16 protein-coding genes and 1 pseudogene are annotated in these 25989 nt (G+C 49.7%); 13 read left to right on the top strand and 4 right to left on the bottom strand.

Going from position 1 to position 25989, the window contains the following annotated elements; genetic code table 11:
- The first annotated feature begins 61 nt into the window (after positions 1-61).
- From T325_RS03110 to T325_RS03085, 7 genes and pseudogenes are all read left to right on the top strand, one after another.
- On the top strand, positions 62-4093 hold the full coding sequence (locus T325_RS03110; protein WP_036910326.1) for a hybrid sensor histidine kinase/response regulator transcription factor: 4032 nt from the start codon (positions 62-64) through the stop codon (positions 4091-4093).
- A gap of 13 nt (positions 4094-4106) precedes the next feature.
- A pseudogene (locus T325_RS12900) lies at positions 4107-4955 on the top strand (esterase); the annotation flags it as partial.
- Between the two features lie 984 nt (positions 4956-5939).
- Positions 5940-7301, top strand: a complete 1362-nt coding sequence (locus tag T325_RS12895; RefSeq protein ID WP_051949682.1) for a family 43 glycosylhydrolase — start codon at positions 5940-5942, stop codon at positions 7299-7301.
- Between the two features lie 39 nt (positions 7302-7340).
- Positions 7341-9713, top strand: coding sequence for a glycoside hydrolase family 3 C-terminal domain-containing protein (locus T325_RS03100; RefSeq protein ID WP_036910324.1), 2373 nt, complete (start codon positions 7341-7343; stop codon positions 9711-9713).
- A gap of 34 nt (positions 9714-9747) precedes the next feature.
- Positions 9748-10689, top strand: a complete 942-nt coding sequence (locus T325_RS03095) for an alpha/beta hydrolase (RefSeq protein WP_036910323.1) — start codon at positions 9748-9750, stop codon at positions 10687-10689.
- 6 nt (positions 10690-10695) lie between these two features.
- A complete protein-coding gene (locus T325_RS03090; protein WP_036910322.1) occupies positions 10696-12837 on the top strand; it encodes a glycoside hydrolase family 31 protein in 2142 nt (713 codons plus the stop codon).
- A 395-nt stretch (positions 12838-13232) separates the two neighbouring features.
- Complete coding sequence (locus T325_RS03085) at positions 13233-14222, top strand: Gfo/Idh/MocA family protein (protein WP_036910321.1); 990 nt, start codon at positions 13233-13235, stop codon at positions 14220-14222.
- Here T325_RS03085 and T325_RS03080 read toward each other — a convergent pair.
- The 4 genes from T325_RS03080 to T325_RS03065 are packed head-to-tail and all read right to left on the bottom strand — an operon-like array spanning position 14184 to position 19011.
- On the bottom strand, positions 14184-15656 hold the full coding sequence (locus T325_RS03080) for a PDC sensor domain-containing protein (RefSeq protein WP_036910319.1): 1473 nt from the start codon (positions 15654-15656) through the stop codon (positions 14184-14186). The genes T325_RS03085 and T325_RS03080 overlap by 39 nt on opposite strands.
- A complete protein-coding gene (locus tag T325_RS03075) occupies positions 15653-16669 on the bottom strand; it encodes a HAMP domain-containing protein (protein ID WP_197051303.1) in 1017 nt (338 codons plus the stop codon). The genes T325_RS03080 and T325_RS03075 overlap by 4 nt, the downstream gene beginning before the upstream one ends.
- A gap of 54 nt (positions 16670-16723) precedes the next feature.
- Entirely contained in the window at positions 16724-17860 is a 1137-nt protein-coding gene (locus tag T325_RS13000; RefSeq protein ID WP_081911020.1) for a nitroreductase family protein, read from the bottom strand.
- A 44-nt stretch (positions 17861-17904) separates the two neighbouring features.
- Positions 17905-19011 carry a cation diffusion facilitator family transporter gene (locus T325_RS03065; RefSeq protein WP_036910316.1) on the bottom strand — a complete coding sequence of 369 codons (1107 nt, stop codon included), beginning with the start codon at positions 19009-19011 and terminating at the stop codon, positions 17905-17907.
- Positions 19012-19322: 311 nt separating this feature from the next.
- Between T325_RS03065 and T325_RS03060 the strand changes: the two genes are divergently transcribed.
- The 6 genes from T325_RS03060 to T325_RS03035 all read left to right on the top strand — a co-directional run bounded on the left by T325_RS03060 (position 19323) and on the right by T325_RS03035 (position 25983).
- Positions 19323-20837 (top strand): Y-family DNA polymerase, encoded by a 1515-nt coding sequence (locus tag T325_RS03060; protein WP_036910314.1) that lies wholly within the window; start codon positions 19323-19325, stop codon positions 20835-20837.
- Positions 20834-21061 carry a hypothetical protein gene (locus T325_RS03055; RefSeq protein ID WP_036910458.1) on the top strand — a complete coding sequence of 76 codons (228 nt, stop codon included), beginning with the start codon at positions 20834-20836 and terminating at the stop codon, positions 21059-21061. Before T325_RS03060 ends, T325_RS03055 begins: the two co-directional genes overlap by 4 nt.
- 2 nt (positions 21062-21063) lie before the next feature.
- Positions 21064-21732: an AlkZ-related protein gene (locus T325_RS03050; protein ID WP_036910313.1), complete on the top strand. Its 669-nt coding sequence runs from the start codon at positions 21064-21066 to the stop codon at positions 21730-21732.
- A gap of 95 nt (positions 21733-21827) precedes the next feature.
- Entirely contained in the window at positions 21828-23012 is a 1185-nt protein-coding gene (locus T325_RS03045) for an iron-containing alcohol dehydrogenase (RefSeq protein ID WP_036910311.1), read from the top strand.
- Positions 23009-24022, top strand: coding sequence for an SDR family oxidoreductase (locus T325_RS03040; RefSeq protein WP_036910309.1), 1014 nt, complete (start codon positions 23009-23011; stop codon positions 24020-24022). Before T325_RS03045 ends, T325_RS03040 begins: the two co-directional genes overlap by 4 nt.
- A gap of 83 nt (positions 24023-24105) precedes the next feature.
- Complete coding sequence (locus T325_RS03035) at positions 24106-25983, top strand: DNA topoisomerase 3 (protein ID WP_036910457.1); 1878 nt, start codon at positions 24106-24108, stop codon at positions 25981-25983.
- The last annotated feature ends 6 nt before the right edge of the window (positions 25984-25989 follow it).

Raw genomic sequence — 25989 nt, 5'->3', positions numbered from 1 at the left:
TAGAAATTACTTATATTTGAATAATAATATGTATCTTTGTGGCCTAAAACTAAAATCAGATATGATAAAAACGACAGGACAGAGAGAGATTATAGTCATCATGATGGCTATGATAACGCTGTTATCATGTCAGAAGGCAGCAACGACACAACAACGTGACAAAGACGAGGAGCACAGCGTTGTTGTAGCTCAGGAACTGTCGAACAGTCGCGTGCAATGTATAGCAGAAGATGCTGCAGGCCAACTCTGGATTGGAACATTCAGAGGATTGAATCGTTACGATGGTCATGAATATCACCAGTATCTTTGTACTGACGATTCATTGGGTCTGCCCGACAATCAGATAAAAGACATCCTTTGCGACCAGCAGGGACGACTCTGGGTGGCGACAGTGAATGGGGTATGCCGTTACAGCCGTATGGACAGTTTCGATCGTATCACTGTCAAGTCTGCCAATCTCAACACTCAGAAACTGCTTGAAGACAGTAAGGGGCGTATCTATGTATATAATGGTACAGAGGTGCTCCGACTCGACGAAAAGGAGCAGGCCTTCCTTCCATGTATTGGCAGACAAATGGAAAGACAGTCATGGACGTGGGGCAACTGTATCATTGACGCTTCAGACAATATTCTTATCACAGAGTCGCAGCGAATATTAGTCTACGATAACGAGACGCTGAAACTGAAAAAAGAAATACCATTGGGCGAGCGATACTATTTCTATTCAGAGATACTGTCGAATGGTCTGATGGTGCTTTCAGGCTATGGATTCATGATGCTCTACGACACCAAGTCACAGCACGTCGTGCCACTTGACGCAGCAATGGAGTCGCGCCTGATGGCACATAACAGCATCATTCAGGCTGCTCGTCTTCTGGAAAACAACACCATTCTGCTCAGTACCTCTCACAATGGCGTGTTTGAACTCAATCTCCTGGCCCACACTTTGCATGGCGAGGGCGATACAGGATTCACCCTACCCGTCCCTGATGCCATGGTGACACAAGTTTTCCAAGACTCACGGAAGAACGTGTGGCTGGGTACCTACGACAAGGGGCTTTTTGCAGACTATTACTATAAAGAGAAATTCGGTGGTAGCGATAATTACCTGAACCGTGTCATCGAGAACTCATCAGTGCTGGCCGTGGCTATGGACAAAGCTAAGAATCTCTGGATCTCTACCCTGCTCAAAGGCGTCTATGTCTACCACTGCGAGAGTCAGAAGGCAGAATCTATTCCCTTACAAGGCTTACCTGCAGGCGAACAAAAGAATGCTGTTACCCACATATTCTGTGACCGTGACGGACTATTATGGCTCTCTACCCCCAGTCTAGTGATGAAGTGTCGCTATGAAAGTGGCAGACTAAGTATCCTAAACCAATGGACGATCATGGCAACGATGGATTTCGAGCAGACCGACGACGGAACGATATGGCTAGCAACCAGCAGTAATGATATTGTTGGTTTTCCGCCCAACAGCAACACACCTGTTGTGAAGCAGGCTTTCAATGCAGACTTCTGCTTTATTCCCTCGCTACTCAAATTGGACAATGGCCAGATGCTTATCTCGGCCTTCTTCCAAAAGATTGTGCGCATGAACCCACAGACAGGAAAACTGAGCGAACTCGATATTCCCTCAATGGCACAGTGCATTCGTCGAAGCGTCTATATTCCCACTGATATGGTGCAAGACTCACAGGGCGACGTATGGATTGGAACCGTGAGCAACGGGCTATTGCATTATAGTCTGAAAACCAACCAGATGACACGCATCGCAGGCTTGTCCTGTTCTGATGTAGGCAGTATAGAAGAAGACCAGCAAGGAAACCTCTGGATTAGTACGATGAAAGGTCTGAACCGCTGGGATCGGAAGACGGGGCGTATCACCGCCCTCTATAAAGCTGATGGCATTGGAGGCGATGAGTTCTGCGACCGTGCCTCATGCAAGTTACCTAATGGAAGTCTGGTATTCGGAGGCACAGAGGGCATTACCATGTTTAACCCTGCAGACATTGACACACTCAGACAGATACCCATACGCTTTTGCGATCTGAAGATACACAACCAACTGGTTAGGCCCTCAGAAAACGGCCCCATAGAGGCCCTGCTCGACAGTTGTCGCGAAGTTAAGCTGAATTATAGTGAAAACAGTATCAGCATTTCGTTTACAGCCCTCGACTTCGGAGAATACGAGCGTGTGCGCTATTACTATAAGATGGATGGCTTCGACCACGACTGGATTGACGCTGGAAACACCCATACAGCCAACTATGCAAACCTGCCATCAGGGCATTATACCTTCCGTGTGAAAACCACCGACAGCGCCAGTGACGAGACGAACTCCGACGAACGCACACTAAGCATCGTGGTGAAACCCGCCCCAGCCAACAGCTGGTGGGCGTGGCTTATCTACTTGGCGCTAGCAGCTTCGCTGGCAGTCTATCTCTATCGTAACGCTAAGCGCGTGGTGGCTGCCCGTCGTGCTGCCCGACAGGCAGAGATGGAGAAAGAGCAGGAGTTGCGCACCAACCAGATGAACATGAGCTTTTTTGCCAACATAGCTCATGAGTTCCGCACGCCATTGACCATGATTGCAGGGCCTGTAGGCCAGCTTGCCAGGAGTGTCTCACTCAATGACGAGGACAAGAACCTTCTCAACGTAGCCCAACGTAGCATACAACGTATGTTCAAACTCGTTAATCAGCTCATGGACTTCAACAAACTCGAGAACGACACATTACGGCTGAACGTTGAACAAATCGATGTGGTGAAAGCTATGAACGACATCTGCGACATCTTTGAATTTAACGCCAAGGAAAAAGGCCTGACCATTAACCGCTTTGGCATGGAAGACTCGCTGACAGCTTGGACTGATGGTGACAAGTTGGAAAAGATCGTATCTAACCTGTTGTCGAACGCCCTGAAGTTCACACCGCGTGGAGGCAGGATAGACGTTTCGCTCGATGTAGCAGACAATCAGGTAAAGGTTACGATTGCCGATACAGGTAAGGGTTTGCCCGAAAACCAGTTGGAGAACATCTTCAAGCGCTACTACCAGCTCGATAACCAGACGAAGGCCGTGGTAAACTGGGGTACAGGCATAGGACTTTACTATTCACGCCGACTGGCTGAACTCCATCATGGCTCACTCACAGCCAGCAACCGTACAGAAGGTACAGGAGCCGTTTTCACACTCATCTACCCCATGAATGAGGATGCCTATAGTGATGAAGAGCGCAGGCCGTTGGAAGGTGACGGATCGCTGGCAGTCAATGCGTTACTGCCTGTCGATGCTGCATCAGAATCCTCTGCCTACGACACAACAGAGGACCATCGACCTACGATACTCGTTGTCGACGACGACACAGAAATCATCAACTACATGCGTCTGCTCTTCTCACGCGATTATCGCCTGATCACCTGCCTCGACGCAGACACCGCCCTTGAAGAGATGCGCGCTGAAGAGCCTAACCTCGTATTGAGCGACGTGGCCATGCCTGGCAAAGACGGCTACGAACTTTGTCATGAGATTAAGCAAGACATACAGTTGTGCCATATCCCCGTCATTCTGGTAACAGCCAAGATCACAGCAGAGAATCAGGTCGAAGGTCTGAGCGTTGGCGCAGATGCCTATGTCACAAAGCCATTCGAACCCACCGTACTGTCAGCTCTGATTCAGTCGCAACTGAAGAATCGCGATCGCATACGCAAACTGCTGACAAAGGCCACAACGACAGAAGACGAAGGCGTAGACAACGCCCTCTCCGATCAAGACAAGCATTTTATGGAAGAACTCTACAAACTGATGGAGGAGGAACTCTCGAATTCCGAACTCGACGTGACACGCATCACCAAACTGCTGCTTATCTCACGCACAAAATTGTACTACAAGATAAAAGGACTGACAGGCGAGACGCCTTCGAACTTCTTCCGCACCTACAAACTCAATCGAGCTGCAGAGCTGCTGAAAAGCGGAAAATACACAGTCTCCGAGATTTCCGACAAGTGCGGATTCAGCACCCAGAGTCATTTCTCGGTAGTCTTCAAGAAACACTTTGGTGTTACACCCTCAGAATATACAAAGTCAAATTAAACAATAAAACAACATGAAGAAAAAAACTATCTTATTACAACTATTCATCGGATGGGCAACCATGGCAGCAGCCCAGTCCGCCACCTGTAACCAGGATGGAACCGTAACTTTCCGTTACAAGAACGACCAGGCAAAAGAAGTTCAAGTAGACGTGCAGTTCGCAGGACGCAACGCTATGACGCGTAACGCGGAAACGGGCTTATGGGAGGCCACTCTAGGTCCTGCAGCCCCTGACATGTATCCCTACTGCTTCATTGTTGACGGGGTAAGTGTGATGGACCCCGAGAATCAGCAGTATTTCCCCAATGAAGGCTTTAAGAACTCGCTGCTTGAGATTCCAGCCAAAGAGGGCTCGCTGGCCCACGACATTAAGAACGTTCCCCATGGCAAGGTGGACTATATCCACTACTACTCCAAGAATCTGGGTGCCACAAATCAGGCTGTGGTCTACCTGCCACCGAAATACAAAGAGAATCCCGACAAGAAATACCCCGTGTTCTATCTGATCAGTGGAACCACTGATACTGAGGAAGTATATTATAAGGTAGGACGTGTGAACTATATCCTCGACAATCTGATTGCTGAAGGAAAGGCTGAGGAGATGATTGTCGTGCTACCCTACGGCAATCCCTATAAGCTGCTGCCTGCACAGACAGAAAAGGCAGGTGTCCCTCAGACTATGTTTGGCAAGGACGTGTTCAGTCTCGACCTGACAGATGACCTCATGCCCTATATAGAGAAGAACTATCGCACCATCAACGATGCCGACCATCGTGCCATTGGCGGTTTCTCACGTGGTGGAAACCAGGCTCTGTCAAATGGACTGCGCAACCTCGACAAGTTCTCTTATCTTTGCAGCTACAGTTCATTCACAGCCACCAACATCCCTGGCGTCTACGACAATGCCAACGACACGAACAGCAAGATCCATCTGTTTTGGTTAGGCGTAGGTACTGACGACTTCCTCTTTGGCAATGCTCGCGACTACATGGAATTCCTCGACAAACATGGTATCCGCTCTGTGAAAGAGTACACCCACGATAAATACGGACACACGTGGATGAACGCCAAGTACTTCCTGAGCAAGACACTGCCCCTGCTCTTCAAGCCTGAAGCAGCAGAGAAGGCTATGCAAGGCGGACAGCCTGTCATCGCAGCCACAGGTAAGGAGCCACAGTTCACTGCTGGTGTCATGGCACGTCTTTTCCCAAAACCCATCATTTCGCCCGAATATATAAGCGACGGTGTGGTGTTCCGCATGAAGGCGCCCAATGCCAAGGAGGTAAAACTGGCTGCAGAAGTATTGCCAAAGCCTTTACTCATGCAGCGCGACAGCGATGGCATTTGGACAGCAGAATTGAATGAGAATGTCTACGAGACCTTCACCTATTATTATTTGGTCGACGGGACTCCCGTCGCTGACCCAGAGAACATGTATCTGGCCCCCTCTATAGGTTTCAAACCCAGCATCTGTAACAATCCCTCGAATCCTTATCACTACATGAACCTGACAGACATGGCACATGGCACAGTGAGCTACGACCTGAACAGCCAGCAGGCCTGCTACCATCCTGCAGAAGGCAAGCCGCAGTTTGCCATCCAGCTGATTCCAGGAAAGTACGACACCATTGAGAGCTGGTTTAAAATCGGAGGTGCTGACGTGATGGCCGACAAGTTGATTGGAACCAAGAAACTTCCGCCATTCTGCATCACCACAGGCAAGGCTGAGTGCTGTGAGAAGAACGACCAGAAGTGCTGTGAGAAGAAGGTATACACCATAAAGGCAGATGACTATGTCACATGGCCTGAACGTCGCCACGCCTTGGAATCGCTTCTCGACTCACTGATGCTGCAGGCTGCCGTAAAAGGCGACATCAGCATGAACCTACCACTCTTCCAGACTAAATACACAGCAGACCCTGCTCCTCTGGTAGTAGGCGACACACTGTTTCTCTTCACCTCGCACGATGCCTCGCCAGAAGACATCCCCGACCTGAACGAGAAGAACTCTGCAGGTTTCTTCATGTACGACTGGCTGCTATGGAGCACCACCGACATGGTGAACTGGACAGAACACGGAGCTGTGGCCTCACTGAAGGACATTCCCTGGCGCAGTCGTGAAAACGGTGCATGGGCCATCCAGACAGTAGAGCGTAATGGCAAGTACTATCTCTATGCACCACTTCACGGACACGGCATCGCAGTGCTCGAGGCCAACTCACCCTATGGTCCCTTCAAGGATCCCCTTGGAAAGCCTCTGGTATGGGACCAGAGCAACTGGTACGATATCGACCCGTCAGTATATACAGACGCTGACGGACAGGCCTATCTCTACTGGGGAAACCCACACACCTTCTATGCCCGTCTGAACGACAACATGACATCCCTGAAAGACAGCGTGGTGAAACTGCCCCACATCAAACACTATCAGGAAGGGCCTTGGTTCTATAAGCGCGACGGGCACTACTACTGCGCCTTTGCCTCCACTTGCTGCCCTGAGGCCCTAGGTTATGCTATGAGCGACTCACCCACAGGCCCCTGGGAGTGGAAGAACTACATCATGCGCCCCACCCTGCGCGATCGCGGTAACCACCCTGGCATCTGCGACTTCAAGGGACACTCGTATGTATTCGGACAAAACTACGACCTCATGCACCTCGACACCTTCACACACCATGAGCGCAGAAGCGTGTCAGTTGCAGAAATTACCTACAATGCAGACGGCACCATCAATGAAGTGCCCTACTGGCTCGACCTCGAGCCCCTCAAGCAACTCTGCTGGCTGAATCCCTACCAGCGTGTCGAGGCAGAGACCATGGCATGGGGTTACGGACTGAAAAGTGCCAAAATGGGTATCGAGAACACGGGCGTGGTGGCTGATATGCCCGAATCTACTGGCAAACGCGACATGTACATCTTCGATATCAACGACGGAGAGTTCATCAAACTGCGTGGTGTAGACTTTCTCCATGGTGCCAAGAAGTTCAGCATCAGCGCTGCCTCTACAGGCACTTGCAAACTGACGCTCCGCATCGACTCTCAGGATGGTCCCATCATTGGCGAGACCCTGATTTCTGATACAGGCAGTGTAGAGAAGTACAAGACATTCAACGCCAAGGTGTCTGGTGCTCAGGGCGTACACGACCTGTATCTCTGTTTCAGCAACTCTGAGGGCGACACGCATCTCGACTATTGGCAATTTAAATAAAGGTAATAAAAAGGGGGAACAATAAAAGAACTAAGAATTATGAAGAAAATATCATTATCAAAGGTATTGGGAGCAGTGAAAGGAGTTTTTCCTTCTTTCCTTTTTATCCTTTTACTTTTAATAACAAGCTGTAACACCGCTGTCGACATAGAGAAGCAGGTTGACGAGCTCTATGAGAAGATGCCTCAGGAGGAGCGCATCGCCCAACTGAAGAGCATGTATATGGACGAGCTCTTCGACGAACAAGGCCAGCTCGACACAGCCAAGTGTCGCAAACTGATACCTTTTGGCATCGGACACTTCTCACAGTTTGCCCTCCAGAAGCCCCGCGATCCAAACATCATTCGCGACATGGTGGTGGCTGTACAAGACTGGCTGAAGGCCAACACGCCCAATGGCATCCCAGCCCTCTTCCACGAAGAGGTACTCTCGGGCATCAACACCAAGGGCTCTACCATCTATCCCCAGCAGATAGGCCAGGCCTGCTCGTTCAACACCGAGTTGGCTGAGTTGAAGACCCGCCAGACCAGTACCACCATGCGTAAAATGGGTGGCATTCTGGCCCTTTCGCCCATGGTCGACGTATGTCGCACACCCAGTTTCAATCGTCTGGAAGAGTCGTATGGTGAAGACGCCTATCTCTCTGCAGCCATGGGGTCTGCCTTCGTCAAGGGTCTCCAACAGAGCGATCTGAAGAAAGGAGTTGGCGCCTGCACCAAGCACTATCTGGGTTATGGAGGCGGTGGCGACGCTGACGAGAAGGAGTTGATGGAAGAAATTCTGTTACCCCACGAGACTATGATTCGCACTATGGGGAGCGTGGCTGTGATGCCAGGCTACCACGACGTTCACGGCACGCGTTGTGTCTGCAACAGCGAGATTCTGCAGGACATCCTCCGCGACTATATTGGATTCGACGGCATGGTGGTGAGCGACTATACGGCCATCGACCAGATACCAGGACTCGACGATGTTGTGAAAAAGGCTGCCGCTGCCATTAACAATGGCAACGACGTCGACTTCCCCTTCGGCGCCAACTATCAATATCTTCAAGAAGCCATTGACAAAGGACTGGTAAAACCCGAAGTGCTCGAGCGTGCTGTTAAAAACGTGCTGCGCATGAAATTCCGCGCAGGCCTCTTCGATAAGGACGCCTACCTCTATAGCACTGAGAAGATTGAGCTCGACACGCCCGAAGAGCGACAGACCGCCTATGATATCGCGACCCAATCCGTAGTACTGCTCGAGAACAATGGTGTGCTACCGCTCACCAATGCCAAGAGTATCCTGCTCACAGGTCCTAATGCCAACACTATGTGGGCCATGCTGGGCGACTACTCGTTCCCTGCCATGTCATACTTCTGGAAAAGGGTAGAGAGCGACCTCGACCATCCTCACACCATCACCCTGCTCGAGGGCATGAAGGATAAGCAGCCCGAGGGCGTTAGCCTACTCTACTCACGCGGATGCGACTGGACAGAGGAGATAGAGACAAAATACGGAGAAGCAGGCGACGAGCGTGCCTGGGAGTTCACTTTACTGCATCGCAAGGTCGATGCCGGTGAAAAGGCCGACAAGGCCGAGGCCCTGAGCATGGCCAAGCAGGTCGATGTGATTATTGCAGCTGTTGGCGAGAACGTGATGCTCTGTGGCGAGAACCGCGACCGCCAAGGCTTGCGCCTGCCAGGCAAACAGGAGCAGTTCGTCGAGAATCTTATCCAGACGGGCAAGCCCGTGGTATTGGTCATCTTCGGTGGTCGTGCCCAGGTAGTATCCGGATTGGCAGAGAAGTGTGCTGCCGTCATCCAGGCCTGGTATCCTGGCGAGGAAGGCGGCCATGCCGTGGCAGACATTCTCTATGGCAACGTATCACCTTCCGCCAAACTCTCTGTCAGCTATCCTAACACAGAACTTTATGAGCCCATCTGTTACAACTCTACAGCTGTGCAAGACGCACGCATTCAGTGGCCTTTCGGCTATGGACTGAGCTACACAACGTTCGAATATGCCAATCTACAGGTTGATGGCGAAGTTCCCGTCTCAGCGCCCTTCGTCAATCTATCGTTCGAAGTGAAGAACACTGGCTCGATGGAAGCTTCAGAGGTGGCACAGATATACCTCTCGCCCACACAGGCCGACCAACCAATACGCCCCATACAGCTACAGGGTTTCGCCCGCGTGTCACTGAAGTCTGGCGAGACGAAGACCGTCAACGTGAAGCTCTACACCGATCAGTTCGGCTATTACAGCCACGAAGGTCAGCGCCAATGGAACATCCGTCCTGGCAAGTACACAATCAAGGTGGGTGCCTCATCGACAGACATCAGGCTCGAGCAGAAAATCAGCCTTACAGGTGAGCCCGTCAGCAAGCCTCTGCGCGACATCTATTTCTCAGAGGCCTCTGTCGAATAAATCTTAAATAATTCCTATATAAAAAATAAAAGACATGAGAAAAACTATCTTATCAACATTCATGCTGTGCCTCGCCTCTGTGGCCATGGCACAACCTGCTGGCGGATTCGGAGGTTTCCAGATGCCACAGGTGAAACTCGAAACATCACAAGAGTGGAAAGACGTGAACTATGCTGGCGACAACCAAGCCTATCACACCTGCGACATCTATCTGCCCAAACAAGAGAAAGCCTCCTATCCCGTGGTAATCCATATCTATGGCAGCGCATGGTTCAGCAACAACAGCAAGGGCATGGCCGATCTGGGCACCATCGTGAAGGCTCTGCTCAATGCGGGCTATGCCGTGGTGTGTCCTAACCACCGTTCCAGCATGGACGCCAAGTGGCCCGCCCAGATCAACGACATCCGTGCCGTCATCCGTTTCGTACGCGGCGAGGCAGCCAAATATAAGTTTGACACTTCCTTTATCGCCACTAGCGGTTTCTCTTCAGGCGGTCATCTGTCATCGACAGCAGCCACCACTAGCGGACTGAAACAGGCCAAGGTTGGCACCGTCGATATCGACCTCGAGGGCAGCGTGGGTTGTCACCTTGACGAGAGTAGCGCAGTTAACGCAGCCTGCGATTGGTCGGGCCCCGTAGATCTGACTGCCATGGACTGTGGCGAGGCCATGAAGATGGGCGAGAACTCACCTGAAGACGTGCTGCTCAACTCGAAGCTCGACAAGGAGCCCGACAAATACCTCAGCCTGAGCGCCACCAACTATGTCGACCCCAACGACCCGCCTATCATCATCTTCCATGGCGAGAAAGATAATGTAGTGCCCTGCTGCCAAGGCAAGAAGTTCTTTGAACTGTTGCAGGCTGCCGGTGTGAAATCAGAGGCCACCTTCGTTCCCGAGGGCGGACATGGCATGGGCATGTACAGCGAGGAGAACCTGCAGAAAATGGTTCGCTTCCTTGACTCCGTCAGATAAAGCAAGATGAAGAAGACACTGTTCATTGCAGCCCTGTCATTGTTTCTGCTCACCGCAGAGGCAGCGACAGGGGCTTTTTTTAGCATTAAGAAGGTGGCACGCAACGCCATACGTGTCTGTTATGGCGAAAGTGATGTAAAAGACACCCTGCCCGACTGGCTCTACGTGAAGCACGACGAGGTGGAGCAGCAAGACATCACTTTTGCCGTCGAAGGCCAGCGGCTGAAGGTCTACACTAAAGACGGGCGTCCCGTTTTTCAGGCCTTGCGCCACGAGTTCCGTAATGGCATAGCCACACTGGCATTCGAGAGTCCAGAGGATGAATATCTTTTTGGCCTCGGACAATTCCAAGACGGCTACAGCAATGTGCGTGGCCTCTCTCGCCGCCTCACACAGGTGAACACCCAGATATCAATTCCCATGCTCATCTCGAGTAAGGGCTACGGCATTCTGTGGAACAACTACGGACTGACGGAGTTCAACCCCTGCGATCAGAGCATCAGGCTCACCAAGCAGAAGGGGGCAGGCAAGCAGGAGGTGGTCAATATCACCACTACCGAGGGGGGCAGACGTGAGGTGCGCGAGCGCCACCTCTTCGAAGCCGGCATTGACATTGCCGAGACAGGCGACTACGCTTTGTTACTTGATGTAGGACAGAAGATGGCCCGTCGCCATAACCTATGTATCGACGGACAGACCGTCATCGAAATGCAAAACCTTTGGCTACCCCCTACGGCGTCAAGCATCGTGCGCCTCGAAGCAGGACGCCACAAGCTGACAGCCGAGCTGACCAAGGACGACCAGCCCACCCTCTATTATAAAAAGGTGACTGGCGAGACCACCTTCCGTTCACCCATCGCCCATGCCGTTGACTACACCGTGTTCGTGGGTACCCCCGATGAGATTATCGCCACCTATCGTGAGCTCACAGGTCCCTGTCCGATGATGCCTGAGTGGGCGCTGGGCTATATCCACTGTCGTGAGCGTTTCCACTCCTCTGATGAGATACTACAGACAGCCCGACGATTCCGTGAGGAGCAGATGCCCTTAAGCGTCATTGTACAGGATTGGCAGTACTGGGGCAAACACGGGTGGAACTCCATGCAATTCGACGAGGACTTCTACCCCGACCCCAAAGCCCTCACTGACAGTCTCCATCAGATGGATGTGCGGCTCATGCTGAGTGTGTGGTCGAAGATCGACAAGCAATCAGAGGTGGGGCGTGAAATGGAGCGACAGCAGTATTACATCCCTGGGACCGACTGGATCGACTTCTTTAACCCCGATGCCGCACAAGCCTACTGGAACAACTTCCGTAAGCGCCTCGTACCCTTAGGTATCGATGCCTGGTGGCAGGACGCCACCGAGCCCGAGAACGACGATCTCGCAGGGCGTCATGTGAACAACGGGCGCTGGAGCGGCGAACAGGTGCGCAACGTCTATCCGTTACTGGTCAACAAGACCGTCTATGAAGGTCTTCTAGCAGAAGGCCGCGAACCCATGATCCTCACCCGTTGCGGATTCCCAGGTATCCAGCGCTACGGCTCTGCCCTGTGGAGCGGCGATGTAGGCAACGATTGGGAGACCTTCCGTCGCCAAATCACGGCAGGACTAGGCATGCAGGCAGCAGGCATCCCTTGGTGGACCTACGACGCAGGCGGCTTCTTCCGTCCACGCGACCAGTATACCAATCAGGACTATATCGAACGTATGCTGCGCTGGATAGAGACGAGTGTCTATCTGCCCCTGATGCGTGTGCATGGTTATATGAGCGATACTGAGCCGTGGAACTACGGTCCTGAGGCGCAGGCCGTCATCGCCCAGTGCCTGAAGGAGCGTAAGCGCTTGCTGCCTTACATCAAGCAGTGTGCCGAACGCGTCTCGACAGAGGGTTACACACTGATGCGCCCACTTGTATTTGATTTCTCTGACGATCCCGAGGCCCTGCGCCAGCCTTATGAATATATGTTCGGCCCTCGCCTGCTCGTCAGCCCCGTCACAGAGCCTAGTGTCAGCGAGTGGACCACCTACCTACCCCGCAATCCAGGCGGCTGGCGCTGCCACCAAACGGGGCAGCACTACGACGGTGGTCAATACATCACCACGATAATAAACAAGACCTTCATCCCCGTCTTCGAACGGGAGTAGCGTCTTTATATATATAGTAATTGTTATATCCACTTTTTACCCCTCACTTTCCGCACTTCCCACACCTAAATCAAACATCAGTTAGGTGTGGGAAGTGCGGAAAGTGAGGGGTAATTCTCAGGTATTGCAACTACCGCATTCGAATATATGCATCATAATAAAACGTATCCTCTAAAAAGTTAATAAGTTGTTCCTGAAATTAAGCACGACTTTTCACTCAATACGCCGTGCTTATTTTCCAAAAAGCGCGGCGTATTGAGCAAAAAACATGGCCATAACAATAGATTCTTCTGACTGATTTCCAAATTGTTTGTTTGGGTGACCTTTACTCGCTTAGAATTTGGTATTTATGGAAAAAAGTTGTATTTTTGCAACAGAAACTCAAAATTACCATCATGCTAAAAGAAGACAAAATCCTGCGTGTCGGTATCATCGGCACAGGATGGATAGCCGAGAAGGCTGCCATCACATTGAACGGACTCAACAAGTGTACGTGTTACGCCATAGGCTCGCGGACATTAGAGAAGGCGGAAGCCTTTGCAAGAAAATGGAACATAGCCAAGGCTTACGGCTCGTATGGGGAGCTAATAGCCGACAAGGACGTAGATCTGGTGTATGTAGCTACACCTCACTCTCACCACTACGACGTAACGAAGGAGGCGCTACTGACAGGCAAGCCTTGTCTGGTAGAGAAGGCATTTATGGCTAACCACAGGCAGGCGAAGGAGGTGGTAGACCTTGCACGCGAGCGGAAGGTGTTTCTGGCTGAGGCGATATGGACGCGCTACCAGCCTGCACGCAAAATGGTGAAGGACCTGATAGACAGCGGACGCATTGGTACGCCGCGACTGGTGACAGCCACATTGGGCTACTCGATGGGCGAGAAGCCGCGAATCATGAGGGCCGACCTGTGTGGGGGCGCATTGCTTGACTTGGGCGTCTATGCGCTGAACTTCGTGCGGATGTTTTTCGATGCCGACATCGTAAACATGAAAAGTCTGTGTGTGAAGTCGAAGACGGGCATGGACCTGACGAATGCCATCTGTATGGTGCTGGCAGACGGGTTGCTTTGCAACCTGCAGTCAAGTGCGGCCTGTGTGGGCGACAACATCGGGGTGATAGCGGGTACGGATGGTAACCTGATTATCGACAACATCAACAATCCGCAGAAGATTACGGTGAACACACACGACCGCGAGTTTGTAGAGGACATCCACGTGCCCCGACAGATTACAGGCTACGAGTATCAGTTTAATGCATGCCGGCAAGCCTTGATAGAGGGATTGCTGGAACCTAAGGAGATGCCGCTCGACGAGACGCTCTACATGATGCAGTTGATGGACGACTTACGACTGAAATGGGGTATTCGCTATCCCATGGACTAATTTCTTGATATCAGCGGCACTCTGCTTCATACGGGCGGTAAAGTCTGCCACATCGTCATCGGGCAGTTCGTGAAGGCCTGCACTGAGCACTTGGGTGAAGCCGCTGATAACGTTAAGAGGCGTCCGGATTTCGTGATACATATCTTGTACAAAGGCCGACCTGCGGCGATTGGTTTCGAGCTTGAGCTGATAAGCACGGGCAAGATTGTCGTTCTGCTGCTGCAAATCGTCGTTGCAACGACGGACGGCTGTGACACTCGCCGCGAGCGACTGTTGCATGCGGATGAAGCTGTTGGTGAGTCGCCCTATGCTATCGCAACGGGTGCTTGGCGCCAGCGGTTCGTCAAAAAGGCCATCAGCTATTCGCTTTGCCCTTTCATCGAGTTGGCGCAGGGGTTGGACAGCATGACACACAGTCTGATAACAGAAGAACATGAGTAACATGAGTCCGACTGCTACGATTATCCACGCCATGACAAGCAGACGGTTGTAGCGCGCAAAGACATCGCTTTCAGGACACACGATGGCCAAGCTCCACCCTGTGCGTTCAAGCGGGCGATAAAATATATATGCGTATTGGCCGTCGACAACGGTTCGCATCATACCGCTACGCCCGCCTAACATAGATCTGCCCAGAATATTGATGTCGCGCTGAGCCTTGGGGTCTGCATCACTGAAAATGTTTTGGCGGAAGAGTTTTGTCGTGTCAGGATGGACCAAATAGGTGCCGTCGCGCCCCAGCATAATGGCCGAAGAGTTGGGATAGGGCTTCAGGGAGGCGAAGGCCCCGGACAGCCATTTCAGCGTCAGACTGGCTGTGACGGAACCAACATAGCGACCATCGGCATCGCGCATTGGACAGCAATAGGAGGTCAGAATATCGGGCGACGAGAGCGTCCCTTCGTTATAGCCGTCGTAGGCATCAACCCAACACGGGGTACCAAGCGTATGAGGCGTCTTGTACCACAGAGCATCGAAATACTCAAAGGGTCCCTCGCGCACCGTAGTGATGCTGTCAAGGGTTGTATTGGAGGCTGGAAGCCCTCTGTGTCGCAAAGAATAGGCCGAGAAGTAGCGTCCCATCGACGGGAAGAAGTAGGGCTCCATGGAGATAGCAAAGCCCGTCAGGAAATAATTCTCAGCCACGGTACGACGCGTGAAAGCGAGTAACGAATCGGGATGAAGGTGGCGTGTTGTGGTAACAGCCATATAGTTTGTCACCAGTTCTGTTTCATTCATAATACCGTTGATTCGCTCTGCAGTGTTGTCAAGCAGTTGTGTGGCGTGGTCGATGGCCGCATGCTGGATGTAGAGTTTACAATGATAGAAGAGGAAGTTGAGAAGCATAATGAAGAACAACGTAACGACAACTACGATAAGCATGCCCAAGCGTATAGACAGGCGCTGCCGAATGTAAAGGATAATCTGTTTCATAGGGCAGTAGAGATTATAAGTTGGTCGAGCAATCGGGTAATAGTATCGGAGGCTTGCATGATGTCCATTTGGCGACGCGCCATCTCAGCCTTCGTCAGCCTCGAATAGTTGCGACAGATGCTATCGGTACTTTTGCACAGCACATTGACAGGTGCCGCCATCTGTTCAGTCATGTTGTACATAAATTGCGCCTTTCTTTCCTCAAGGGCTTGTGCCTCGCTATAGGCAGTCTGCAATTCGGCATGGTGCTCACTCAGCTCGGTCTGCTTCTGCTGCATCTCATCCATATAGGCTTTCAACGAGCATTGCATTCTACTTAGGCTTGTCTGCAAACGCCCCGACTCATCTATAAAGCGCGTTTCGGGAATAGGAGTGTCCAAATCGCCGTCAGCTATATTCTGGGCGCAATCGGCAAGACGGTGCAAAGGAAGCAGATGAAGCCCCACAACAACATAGAGAATGGCGAGTAACAACAGTACACCAATAACACCACTTAACAGCAAGAACCACTGCATGCGGGTGAACCTACCATAGAAATCTTCAGCAGGGCATTCAGCTACGAGCCCATATGTGCCGCCCTGCAGCGGGTAATAGAACACATAGCTTTCTTCGCCATTTATTTCTATCTCAGTGTATCCGCCTTTTTCCGTAGCAGCCACAACAGCCTGGAGAATAGCGGATGACTCTTTGGCATCGAGCTTTACATTGGGCAGCGTCTGGCGCAGCTTCATCAGAATGCCGTTTTCCTCTATGAGTCGCTCAATGGTCGCACGATCCACCTTCTGCGTCTGCTTATCCATTCGCGCCTTTATCTCCATCAGTCGTAGCGTATTGTCTATGCGTAGCGCCGTGTTCTCAAGCACTTGTAGCGTTGTTTCGACAGACTCGTCGAGGATGACTCCCTGCGAAAAGCGCGCTAAAAGGAAAAGAACCACCACAATGATGCCCACCACAAAAACCGACACCCACAACGTGAGCTGGTTGGTGAACGATTTTCGTATTCTCTGAAACATTAACATAGGCCCTTTGTTTTTTTGTAATACGAATAGGCCATCAGATGACCTTACCTATTTAATATATTTCACCTTAGAGGCATCGCGCGGCTTGGCATCAGGCTGTTCATCAGGATAGCCAATGGCGATAATATAGTTCAAACGATAGTCTGCAGGTATGTTGAGACGCTCAAGGAAGAACTTTGCTTTAGCATTTGAGTTGAGGAAACGCACGGGGCCACCGAGACAGCAGGTGCCGAGGCCCATTGACTGTGCGGCCAGCATCATATTCTCACCAAGCAGTCCTGCATCCAAATCACCGTCTCCATTGGCTGGCGTGCAGACGCAGATGAGGTTTGGCGCATTGCGGAACATGTTCTTGAAATCCTTGTCGCGCTTCACTTGCTCTGCATTTTCCTGTTTATATACCTCTGTCACGTCTGCAATCAGCTGCTGATTTTCCACCACACAGACAATCCATGGTTGGCGGTTCACCCCACTCGGTGCATTGATGCCCGCGCGGACAATCATTTCCAACTTATCGTGCTCCACACATTTGTCGAGATATTTGCGAACAGAACGACGCGCCATAATAGTACTGAGAGTAGGATTAAGCTCTATACGAACATCCGTTTCAATGTCTGCAATTCTATCTGTTGGCTCATAACGCTTGACAACTCTACCATCGCGCGAAATAAGGAACTTTGTAAAGTTCCACTTGATATCGGCATTCTTGTCGTAGTCTGCATTCTGTTTGCGAAACATATCATCAAGCATTTTTCCCGTCTTGTCGTTCAAGTTGAAACCGCCAAAGCCTTTCTTCGACTTTAGATAGGTATAGATCGGATGCTCATTTGCCCCATTCACCTCAATCTTGTCGAACTGAGGGAACTGAATATCAAAGTTGGCTGTGCAGAAACCGTGAATCTCCTGGATAGTACCAGGTGCCTGTTCACCGAATTGGTTACAGGGAAAATCAAGAATTTCAAGACCTTCCTTTCTGTATTTCTCGTACAGGGTCTCCAACTCCTTGTACTGAGGGGTGAACCCACAACGGGTAGCGGTGTTCACAATCAGCAGCACCTTTCCCTTGTATTCAGCCAGCGATACGTCCTTACCAGCATCATCCTTTACATTGAAATCATATACGCTTTGCGACTGGATGGTCAGTGCAAAAAATACAGCTATTAGGCTAAGAAATATTTTTTTCATAAAAATCTTGGTTTAGTTATGACAGAATTATCTTACTATGTTCATTACGACTCACAATAATTATGATCAATCACGATGACTACCCGCATGCCCGGCACCAGAGGGGATATCTCGCTGGTAAGCTGACTAACGAGAGTAGTATCGTCGTGGACGGAGATATCAGGAACGATATCAACAGAGAGTATCCCATCGGCCTCGGAGTAGTAGAAGCCATGCACTTGGACTATCTCCTTATGGACGGAGAGTGTCTGCATCACCTCTGACTGTAACTCTGCACGACGATTATCACCAGTGGCAACTGCATAAACGCCAATGGTCATGATGATGCCATGACGTTCGAACATCTGCGCTGATATCTTACGCGTCAGACCATGAATGTCGTAAGCAGACATCGTGTCGTTGACATTGATATGGAGTGAGCCCATCATCACATCAGTACCATAATTATGAAGAACCAGGTCGAACACGCCATGCACACCTTCGAAACTAGAAACCTCTTTCGTAATCTGGCTGGTGAGCTCTGCAGGAATGCTAGTGCCCAACAAAGCATTGACAGGCGAGGCAAGCATCTCAACACCCGCTTTGATGATGACGACGGAAATCACCGCTCCAAGGATGCCGTCGAGCGAAATGCCCCATAATAGCATGACGCCTGCAGAAACAAGCGTGGTCAGCGTGATGACAGCATCGAATAATGCGTCTGAACCTGAAGCTATCAGCGCATCGCTCTTCAATCGTTCACCCTTGCACTTGACATAACGACCCAAAACAAACTTTACTATGATTGCAGCAACAATAACAATAAGAGTTGTGGTCGTATAGGATGGTTCCGACGGATTAACGATTTTTTTGACAGATTCAACAAGGGAAGTAATACCTGCTGACAATACAATAACGGCAATGATGATGGCACTGAAGTACTCGATACGTCCGAAGCCAAAGGGATGCTTGCGATCAGCTGGGCGTTGTGAGAGTTTTGTTCCCACAATTGTTATGACGCTTGAAAGCGCATCACTGAGGTTGTTGACGGCATCCAACACAATAGCAACCGAACTGGCAAGAATACCCACTACGGCCTTAAATCCTGCCAACAGTACGTTGGCAGCAATACCAATCCAACTGGTGCGAATGATTTCCTGACTTCTATCCATACATTTAGTCTTTCCTCTTTTTCGATTTATCTCTGCGCAAATATACGAAAAAAATTAAAACTTAATAATTTTGTTGCAATATTTTATGATTTATTGGGAATCGACCACGTCATTTTAATTCCATTCATTCCCTTTTCATCTCGTCACCCTGCTTGTCAAACTGGTGCATCATCATAGACGGCCAACATCTCTCTAGTTGTTTTTCTCATTTCAAAAACTTTATTAATATTTTCGGCTAAGATAACAATTTTGATTGGTTTCTGAGGATTTATGCGTATATTTGTGGACGTATTTGAGAATTTATATAGGATATGCCAGAACAACAGCGAACATATATCGCCATCGACCTGAAGTCATTTTATGCTTCAGTGGAATGCGTGGATAGAGGACTCGACCCGCTGACCACGAATCTTGTAGTGGCAGATGTGAGTCGCACGGAAAAAACCATCTGTCTGGCGGTATCACCTTCACTGAAAGCCTATGGCATAGGAGGACGGGCACGACTATTCGAGGTTGTGCAACGAATACGTGAGGTAAATTATGAGCGTCAGACGAAGATTCCTACTCATCGACTGACGGGCAAATCGACATCAGGCACGGAGCTGAAAGCACATCCAGACTGGGCTGTTGACTATATCGCAGCCAAGCCACAGATGGCACACTACATCGAAATCAGCTCGAGAATCTACAGAATTTACTTGAAATACATCGCTCCAGAGGATATTCACGTCTACTCCATTGATGAGGTGATTATGGACGTGACGCCCTATCTTGGGACTTACAAGATGACAGCCCATGAACTAACCATGAAGATGATTCGCGACGTGCTGAGTCAGACGGGCATCACGGCTACTGCAGGTATTGGCACCAACATGTATCTCTGCAAAGTTGCGATGGATATAATGGCCAAGAAAATGCCTGCTGACAAGGATGGCGTACGTATAGCAGAACTCGACGAGATGTCGTATCGTCGGGAACTTTGGGACTATCGCCCGCTGACGAAGTTTTGGAGAGTGGGACGCGGAACCGCCCAGAAACTGGCGATGTATGGCATTGACACCATGGGGAAACTAGCTCGAATGTCTGTAAAAAACGAAGAACTGCTATATCGGCTTTTCGGTGTGAATGCAGAACTACTGATAGACCATGCCTGGGGCTGGGAACCTTGTACGATGGAGGCAGTAAAGGCATATAGACCCGAGACGAATTCCTTCAGTAGCGGGCAGGTACTACAAGAGCCTTACAGTTTCAAGAAAGCGCGTGTAGTAATACAGGAGATGGCGGAAGGAATGGCTCTCAATCTAGTGTCGAAGCAATTGGTGACAGACCAACTTGTGCTGACTGTAGGCTATGACACGGAAAGTCTGACCCGTCCCGAGATTAGTGAAAGATATCATGGTGAGAGAACCACTAACTATTACGGGAAAACTGTTCCAAAGCATGTTCACAGCACGTTCAACTTCGAGAGCCCCACATCGTCGTCGCGACTGATTATGGATGGTGCTACAGAATTGTATGATCGCTATGTGAATCCTGATCTGCTCATCCGCAGGCTCAACCTAACTACGAATCACGTAGTGTCAGAAGCTTCAGTCGCCACTCGACAGAATGCACCTCAGCAACTCGACCTTTTTACCGACTACGAAACATTGAAGAAGCTGAAACAGGAAAGAAAAGCACAACTCGACAAGGAACGTCGGATGCAGGAAGCACAACTGAAAATCAAAAAACGCTTTGGGAAAAACGCCATTTTAAGAGGTCTGAACTTCGAAGATGGCGCTACTGCCAAAGAACGTAATAAACAAATAGGAGGACACAAAGCATGATTAACGATTATGACGACATCATCAACCTTCCTCATCACGTATCCAAACGTCATCAGCAGATGTCGATGTGGAACCGCGCGGCCCAGTTTGCGCCATTCTCCGCACTGACAGGCTACGATGATGCCATCCACTCGGCTTTACCGCTTGCTGACGAAGGAACACAAGAAAACTTTTCACAGAAGGATGAAATCTGTTATGAAGAAGAATCAGAACCCATCATATAGTTATGTACAGAAAAGAAATACACAATTGTCCAGAGTTAATAGCATATATTCAAGAGATAGGATTTCTACCTCTATTGGATAGCGGGATAGAAGGATATGCGGCAGAAGACGTGGTAGACGAAGATTGTCGTTACATAGTGTATCCCGATGGTGGCTGGGAGTGGCCTCTCTGGAAATGGAAAGGTCCTATAGTGCAAGAGGGCAACTGCGTATATGGCAAGTTCTTCGCAGGTAAGGCAGGATTCATCAGTCGCGAGTGGTGGCCCGACTTCTGCAACTACAGACGAAGCAGGCACCCAGAACCAACAGAGGGGAGCATTGAGGAAGCCATTCTTTTCACATTACAAGGACAAGGCAGTCTGATAACCCGTGAACTACGAGCCGCATGCGATTTTACAGGTCCGAAGATGCGAAGTAGGTTTGACAGCTACATCACCCGCCTTCAGATGTCTTGCCGCATTATAACGGAAGATTTCATCTACCCACAGGACAAGCATGGCAAAGAGTACGGATGGGGATGGTCGTTGTTGACGACTCCAGAACAACTGTTTGGTCGTGAGGCCTCTCTATGTACACACTCTCCCGAAGAGTCCTTCCAAAGGTTATTAGCACACTTCCACAAAATATTGCCCAACGCAACAGACAAGCAAATAGAGAAACTGATAGGATAGTTAAAAATCATTATCATCTTCGAAAAATAAGCAAAACCAAAAGAAATAACGAACAAAAATCGTATATTTGCATCGACAATACTAAACGATATAATATGAGAGATTTTAATTATTACGCACCAACAGAAGTTGCTTTTGGTGAACATTCAGAAGAGCAGGTAGCTCGTCTGGTTAAGAAATATGGTGGAACCAAGGTTCTAGTACACTATGGAGGAAAGAGTGCTGTACGCTCTGGTTTGTTAGATAAGATATGCAATCTGCTCCATGAAGGTGGCATCGATTATGTCACATTGGGCGGCGTGGTTCCCAATCCTCGCCTGTCACTGGCGAAAGAGGGCATTGCCCTTTGTCTTAAAGAAAAGGTTGACTTCATTCTTGCCATTGGTGGTGGTAGCGTCATCGATTCAGCCAAGTGTATTGCATATGGCGTATGTTACGATGGCGACGTATGGGACTTCTATCTGGGCAAGGCAGAGCCTAAGCAAATGCTACCCGTTGCTTCTGTACTGACCATTCCTGCAGCCGGCAGCGAGATGAGCGAGGCCAGTGTGATTACCAATGAAGACGGCGACGTAAAGTTGGGTTATTCTAATGATATGTCTCGCCCCAAATTTGCCATCATGAATCCCCGTCGCACCATGACGCTGCCTCCTTACCAGACTGCTGCTGGCGTAACTGACATGATGATGCACACCATGGAACGTTACTTCACAAAAGACGATGACATGGATCTGACCACCGACCTAGCTGAAGCCACATTACGTAACATCAAAAATGCCGTGTTTGCCGTGCTTAAGAATCCTGAGGACTATCGCTATCGTGCGCAGATTATGTGGGGCGGCAGTATTATGCACAACGGATTGACGGGTTGTGGCATCAGCGACGATTGGGCAACACATCAGTTGGAACATGAGCTAAGTGGAATGTTCGATGTCACCCATGGTGCTGGTCTGGCTGCTATCTGGCCTAGCTGGGCACGCTACGTAATGCATGAGAACATGAGCCGTTTTGTACGTTTTGCTGTCAATGTGATGGACGTACCCAACGACTTTACCGATCCAAAGGGTACTGCACTAAAAGGCATCGAAGCAATGGAACGCTTCTATCATGCCATCGGCATGCCCATAAATATCAAAGAACTCATTGGAAAGGATATCTCTGACGAGGAGATTCAGGAGATGACACGCAAATGCAGTCGTGACTACACAGCCACCTGCGGCTGTCTGAAAGTGCTAAAGGCCGAGGACATGGAAGCAATCTACAAAATGGCAAGAGGATGAAGATATTATTAATCGGCGGTACAGGTACTATCAGCAGTGCCATCACGCGACAATTGGCAACAAGCGGGCACGACTTATGGTTACTGAATCGTGGAAACCGCAAGGACGATGTGCCAGCAGGTGTCAGGCAAGTGATTTGCGATATCAACAACGAGGCAGAAGTACTTCGTCAGATTGGCGGAACCATGTTTGACGCAGTTTGTGAATTTATTGGTTTCCTACCTTCTCAAGTTGAGCGAGATATCCGCCTTTTCAAAGGCCGCACCCGCCAATATGTCTACATCAGTTCGGCCTCTGCCTACAACAAGCCTGCCCGAAATCATATTATTACAGAAGGTACATCACTTGCAAATCCCTACTGGCAGTACTCTCGCGACAAGATTGCTTGCGAAGAACTGCTAATGAAGGAGTATCGCGAAAACGGTTTTCCTGTTACGATAGTACGTCCTAGCCATACTTATTGCGAACGCGCCATACCAGTCAGTGTACATGGGTCAAAAGGCAGTTGGCAGGTGCTGAAACGTATGATTGAGGGTAAAGCCGTATTAGTGCAAGGCGATGGCAGCTCACTATGGACACTGACATGGAACGAAGACTTTGCCAAAGGCTTTATAGGTCTACTAGGCAACCCCAAGGCTATTGGCGAGCCCTTTCAGATTATGAGTGACGAATCGCTGACATGGAACCAGATTTATCAGTGTGTGGCTGACGCCTTAAAAGTGGAGTTCAAACCCTACTATGTAGCCTCACAGTTCCTTGCTGCTGTAGCTCCCAAGGAATACGACTTTACCGGGAATCTGCTAGGCGACAAATCCACCACTGTGGTTTTCGACTGTTCAAAGTTGAAACATGCTGTCCCTGGTTATCAGGCCACAACCCGTTTCGACGAAGGTGTACGTCGTTGTGTTGCATATATCCTCGCTCACCCCGAACTGCAAATCGAGGATCCAGAGTTTGACGCATGGTGTGACAGGGTGATTGAAGCCCAAGAGAAAGCGAAAGCCATTTAAATACGAAAAATCCCCGAATCGTTGCAGGTTTCGGGGATTTTATTTTGTATTGTCCCCACTTATTCGTACCTTTGTCCCCTGATATGATAGTATGTATAGCAGAGAAGCCCAGCGTAGCAAGAGATATCGCTAGAATCATTGGTGCCACATCCTCACACGATGGGTATATGGAAGGCAATGGTTATCAGGTGACATGGACTTTCGGCCATCTTTGTACACTGAAAGAACCTGGTGACTACACTCAGGCTTGGAAACCATGGGCACTTACACAACTGCCTATGGTACCTCAACGTTTTGGTATCAAACTCATCGATGATAATGGTATAAAAAAGCAGTTCTCCATCATTGAACGCCTAATGCAGGCAGCTGACGGCATCGTCAACTGCGGTGACGCAGGACAGGAGGGAGAACTCATTCAGCGATGGGTAATGCAGAAAGCACAGGCCACCTGCCCTGTAAAACGTTTGTGGATTTCATCGATGACAGATGAAGCCATCCGTGAGGGCTTTGCCAATCTGAAAGACCAGGCAGACTATCAACCCCTCTATCTAGCAGGCCTCTCGCGTGCCATTGGAGACTGGCTATTAGGTATGAACGCCACGCGTCTCTATACCCTTAAATATGGCCAAAACCGCCAAGTGCTTTCCATAGGACGTGTTCAGACCCCCACCCTTGCCTTGATTGTGAATCGTCAGAAAGAGATAGAGAACTTCAAGCCCGAACCTTATTGGGTGCTGGCTACAGTATATCGCGACACAACTTTTACTGCAACTAAAGGTAAGTTTACCTCGAAAGAAGAAGGCGAGAAAGCTTTTGAGACTATTGAGGGTAAGCCCTTTGAGGTGACTAAGGTTGAGAAGAAGGAAGGCAAAGAACAGCCACCTCAGCTCTACGACCTCACCTCGCTACAAGTAGACTGTAACCGCAAGTTCGCCTATTCTGCTGAGATGACGCTCAACCTCATCCAAAGTCTCTACGAGAAGAAATATACAACCTATCCTCGCGTAGATACCCAGTATCTCTCGGACGATATATACCCAAAGTGTCCGCAAACACTCAATGGTCTCTACCAAACAAAATTTGCTGGTGTAGCTCCCTATGCTGAGTTTATCAAGCCCATTGGCGGAAAAGCATTGAAAAAATCAAAACGTGTCTTCGATACCTCCAAAGTTACCGACCACCATGCCATCATCCCCACTGGTGTTATCCCCCAAAATCTAAGCGATGCAGAGCGCAATGTCTTCGATTTGGTGGCTCGACGATTCATTGCTGTATTCCTGCCCGACTGTAAGTTCTCTACAACAACAGTCTTAGGTGTAGTACATGGAGACGACGATATTGAGTTCAAGGTAACGGGTAAGGAGATTCTTGATCCGGGATGGCGTGTTGTAAGAGAAGTGAAAAGTGATAAAAATGATGATGACGAGGTGAAAAAGGAAGACGACGAGGAGCGCACACTACCAACTTTCACAAAAGGAGAGAATGGGGAACACAAGCCCACACTCACTGAGAAATGGACGACACCACCACCCTATTACAACGAGGCTTCTTTACTTCGGGCCATGGAGACTGCAGGCAAGTTCGTAGAGGATGAAAGCCTACGTGCTGCTATGAAGGAAAATGGCATTGGGCGTCCTTCATCACGTGCTAGTATCATCGAAACTCTTTTCAAACGCCATTACATCAAGCGCGAGCGTAAGCGTCTCATCGCCACTCCAACAGGCATCGAACTTATCGATCTCATCCGTGAAGAATTGTTGAAGAGTTGTGAGTTGACAGGTATTTGGGAGAAAAAACTTCGCGATATTGAACATCAGAAATACGATGCCCAGCAATTTATCAACGAACTAAAAAAACAGGTGGCAGACATTGTACATGACGTGATGACAGACCCATCCAATCGTCGCGTTACCGTGACAACTGACGAGGATTTGAGGAAGAAGAAAGGCAAGAAACAATAAAAATGC

This window comes from Prevotella sp. FD3004 (genome assembly GCF_000746155.1).
Taxonomy (GTDB): Bacteria; Bacteroidota; Bacteroidia; order Bacteroidales; family Bacteroidaceae; genus Prevotella.
The sequence above is the reverse complement of the archived record's forward strand: the minus strand, read 5'-3'. Positions and strand labels throughout refer to the sequence as shown.

Excerpts from the sequence above, each read along its gene's own strand:
- T325_RS03060 (WP_036910314.1), top strand. The coding sequence starts at position 19,323 with ATGCCAGAACAACAGCGAACATATATCGCCATCGACCTGAAGTCATTT.
- T325_RS03050 (WP_036910313.1), top strand. The coding sequence starts at position 21,064 with ATGTACAGAAAAGAAATACACAATTGTCCAGAGTTAATAGCATATATT.
- T325_RS03035 (WP_036910457.1), top strand. The coding sequence starts at position 24,106 with ATGATAGTATGTATAGCAGAGAAGCCCAGCGTAGCAAGAGATATCGCT.
- T325_RS03100 (WP_036910324.1), top strand. The coding sequence starts at position 7,341 with ATGAAGAAAATATCATTATCAAAGGTATTGGGAGCAGTGAAAGGAGTT.
- T325_RS03065 (WP_036910316.1), bottom strand. The coding sequence starts at position 19,011 with ATGGATAGAAGTCAGGAAATCATTCGCACCAGTTGGATTGGTATTGCT.
- T325_RS03075 (WP_197051303.1), bottom strand. The coding sequence starts at position 16,669 with ATGTTTCAGAGAATACGAAAATCGTTCACCAACCAGCTCACGTTGTGG.
- T325_RS03040 (WP_036910309.1), top strand. The coding sequence starts at position 23,009 with ATGAAGATATTATTAATCGGCGGTACAGGTACTATCAGCAGTGCCATC.
- T325_RS03090 (WP_036910322.1), top strand. The coding sequence starts at position 10,696 with ATGAAGAAGACACTGTTCATTGCAGCCCTGTCATTGTTTCTGCTCACC.
- T325_RS03085 (WP_036910321.1), top strand. The coding sequence starts at position 13,233 with ATGCTAAAAGAAGACAAAATCCTGCGTGTCGGTATCATCGGCACAGGA.
- T325_RS13000 (WP_081911020.1), bottom strand. The coding sequence starts at position 17,860 with ATGAAAAAAATATTTCTTAGCCTAATAGCTGTATTTTTTGCACTGACC.
- T325_RS12895 (WP_051949682.1), top strand. The coding sequence starts at position 5,940 with ATGCTGCAGGCTGCCGTAAAAGGCGACATCAGCATGAACCTACCACTC.
- T325_RS03110 (WP_036910326.1), top strand. The coding sequence starts at position 62 with ATGATAAAAACGACAGGACAGAGAGAGATTATAGTCATCATGATGGCT.
- T325_RS03045 (WP_036910311.1), top strand. The coding sequence starts at position 21,828 with ATGAGAGATTTTAATTATTACGCACCAACAGAAGTTGCTTTTGGTGAA.
- T325_RS03055 (WP_036910458.1), top strand. The coding sequence starts at position 20,834 with ATGATTAACGATTATGACGACATCATCAACCTTCCTCATCACGTATCC.
- T325_RS03080 (WP_036910319.1), bottom strand. The coding sequence starts at position 15,656 with ATGAAACAGATTATCCTTTACATTCGGCAGCGCCTGTCTATACGCTTG.
- T325_RS03095 (WP_036910323.1), top strand. The coding sequence starts at position 9,748 with ATGAGAAAAACTATCTTATCAACATTCATGCTGTGCCTCGCCTCTGTG.